At 40.1% G+C, this 2,749-nt stretch carries 5 protein-coding genes and 1 pseudogene; all 6 read left to right on the top strand.

Annotation, left to right across the window (positions count from 1 at the left end; all coding sequences use genetic code 11):
• Positions 1-225, top strand: a pseudogene (locus ACFINR_RS09125) (hypothetical protein); the annotation flags it as partial.
• 113 nt (positions 226-338) lie between these two features.
• Positions 339-740 (top strand): hypothetical protein, encoded by a 402-nt coding sequence (locus ACFINR_RS09120; RefSeq protein WP_375654210.1) that lies wholly within the window; start codon positions 339-341, stop codon positions 738-740.
• Positions 734-976: a hypothetical protein gene (locus ACFINR_RS09115; protein ID WP_375654209.1), complete on the top strand. Its 243-nt coding sequence runs from the start codon at positions 734-736 to the stop codon at positions 974-976. Before ACFINR_RS09120 ends, ACFINR_RS09115 begins: the two co-directional genes overlap by 7 nt.
• Positions 977-1,061: 85 nt before the next feature.
• Positions 1,062-1,526, top strand: coding sequence for a hypothetical protein (locus ACFINR_RS09110; RefSeq protein WP_375654208.1), 465 nt, complete (start codon positions 1,062-1,064; stop codon positions 1,524-1,526).
• Positions 1,527-1,531: 5 nt separating this feature from the next.
• Positions 1,532-2,221 carry a hypothetical protein gene (locus ACFINR_RS09105; protein WP_375612643.1) on the top strand — a complete coding sequence of 230 codons (690 nt, stop codon included), beginning with the start codon at positions 1,532-1,534 and terminating at the stop codon, positions 2,219-2,221.
• Entirely contained in the window at positions 2,218-2,673 is a 456-nt protein-coding gene (locus tag ACFINR_RS09100) for a hypothetical protein (protein WP_375654207.1), read from the top strand. The genes ACFINR_RS09105 and ACFINR_RS09100 overlap by 4 nt, the downstream gene beginning before the upstream one ends.
• Positions 2,674-2,749 lie beyond the last annotated feature (76 nt).

The raw sequence follows: 2,749 nt of genomic DNA, 5'->3' as shown, positions 1-2,749 counted from the left end.
GAACCAACGACTAATCGTTGCGAAGATATCTCTGAAGATATTGCCGAATTCTATCTTAAAGAATGTGAAGAGCAGTGCTTCAACGGAAACATTCCTCACGATTTTATTCTACACAGCACAGCATACGGTTTTTTTTTAGATGATATAAAACAGCGCGAATATGATGATGCAATGTATGGTTCTTACGAAAAACAACACCGTTTGCGTCCTTGTGATGTGCTTTAAAAGCTAAAGGCGTTTTTAAAAGACGCCACCTTTTCAAAAAATTCACCACACAATGCAATGCCGTTCTTTTGCAAGAACGACAAAGGCAGAATCTAACTTAAAGGAGTAAAATCATGGAAAAGAAGTACGAACTTACTGATGGGAAAGCTGAGTTTAAAGGGGTAACTCTTCACCGTATCCGCGCTTTAAGAGACTTTGGAGTTATTAAAAAAGGTAATTTAGGCGGCTTTATAGAACATGAAAACAACCTATCGCATCATGGTAATTGCTGGGTAGGTGGTAATGCATTCGTCTTATCTTGTGCTTGCGTTTACGATAATGCTCAAGTTTATGATGATGCTGAAGTTTATGGTAGTGCACGAATTAAACATAATGCACATGTTTACGGTTTTGCCGAAGTTTATGGAATGGCAACAGTTTCCGGTAATGCACGTATTTATGGCGACGCAAAAATTTATCGTGATGCGGATATTGATGGCGATAACGTCATGTCCACTGGAGAAAAAGCATGGTGAAAAAATACGAATTGACTAATGAAACAATCGAAGTTGGGGGCAAAACTCTCCACCGCATTCGTGCATTGAGAGACTTTGGTAATGTTAAAGCAGGTGATTTAGGAGGCTATATCGAGAAAGAAGACAATCTAAGTCATGATGGCAATTGCTGGGTTTCTGGTAACGCCAAAGTTTATGGAAAAGCTAAAGTTTGTGGTTTTGCCGAGATTTTTGGTAATACCGTAATAGCCATATAAGCCGTTTTTAACCACACAACCAACTTTTAAACACCAGCGTGATTCACGCCACGGGTGAATTGTACGCAAATCAAGGAAATAAACCATGGAAAAAAAATACGAACTTACTGATGAAACAATTGAGTTTGGGCGCAGAACGCTCCGCCGCATTCGTGCACTGAGAGACTTTGGATATGTCAAAAAAGGTGACCTAGGCGGTTTTATAGAAAAAGAGAGCAACTTAAGCCATAAGAGAGACTGTTGGATTTTTGGCAATGCACAAGTTTACGATAATGCCAAAGTTTATGATGATGCGCGGGTTTATGGGAATGCACGCGTTTATGGCAATGCACAAGTTTCTGATTATGCCGAAGTTGGTGGTGCTGATGTTGGAGATAATGCCAAGGTTTTTGACTATGCGCGGATTTATGGGAATTCTGTTATAGGGGAAAGTGTACACGTTTACGGAAATGCTAAAATTTACAATCAAGCATATATTTGCTGTCGTGTAGACATTGCTGGAAATTGTAAAATTAGTGGCTCCACCGTAATCGTAGAACGTGAGAAATAGTAATCATGGAAAAAAAATACGAATTTACTGATGAAACAATCGAAGTTGATGGCAAAATCCTTCACCGCATTCGTGCACTGAGAGATTTGGGGGACGTCAAGAAAGGTGATCTTGGCGGCTATATCGAGACTGAAGAGAACCTATCGCATGAGGACTATTGTTGGGTTGCGGATAATGCATGTATTTATGACAATGCACTAGTTTCCGATGAGGCACAAGTTTTTGGCAATGCACGTGTTTATAACAATGCACGCGTTATCGATTATGTAGAAGTTTACGGTAATGCCAAAGTTTATGATGATGCGCTGGTTTTTGATGGTGCTAGGATTTTTGATGATGCACATGTTTACGAGAGCGCACGCGTTTACTACGGGGCATGCGTTTACGGTCGTGCAGAAATTTACGGTGAGACACACGTTTACGGTAAGGCACACGTTTACGGTAAGGCAGAGGTTTACGATTGTGCACGCGTTTTCGATGAAGCACGTGTTTACGGTAAGGCAGAGGTTTACGGTTATGCATGCGTTTCCGATAAGGCAGAAGTTTACGATTGTGCACGCGTTTTCGATGAAGCACGTGTTTACGGTAAGGCAGAGGTTTACGGTTATGCATGCGTTTCCGATAAGGCAGAAGTTTACCGTAGCGCACACGTTGATGACTATAACGCCATCTCAACTGGAGAAAAGACCAGATGAAAAAATACGAACTTACTGATGAAACAATTCAGTTTGATGGATACCTTACGCTTTACCGCATACGTGCATTAAAAGATTTTGGTGATGTTAAGGCTGGGGACCTTGGGGGCTTTGTAGAGTATGAAGACAATTTAAGTCAAAAAGACGATTGCTGGATTTATAATGATGCCAAGGCGTATTGTTGTGCCAAGATTTACGATAGTGCTAAGGTTTATGATAAAGCACAAATTGGTGATTGTGCCGAGATTTTTGGCAATGCAAAAATTTATAATAACGTCAAAATATATGATGGACATATTTTTGGACACACACAAATTTATGGAAATGTGATTATTTATGCCGATTCAAGAATTTATGGCAATGTAAAAATTTATGATAATTCAGAAGATTGTAAACAAACTATGACCGCCCAGAACGGCAACTCTTCAACAAAAGACGACATTCCTTTCTAGCAACACAAACCAACTTTTAACACAAGCGTGATTCACGCCACGGGTGAATTGCGCGCAATGTAGGAAATCAAGATGA

It is taken from the genome of Bartonella sp. AP19HLJMH, assembly GCF_042196245.1.
Lineage (GTDB): Bacteria > Pseudomonadota > Alphaproteobacteria > Rhizobiales > Rhizobiaceae > Bartonella.
Note: the sequence above shows the minus strand (reverse complement) of the source record. Positions and strands in the feature narration are given on the sequence as shown.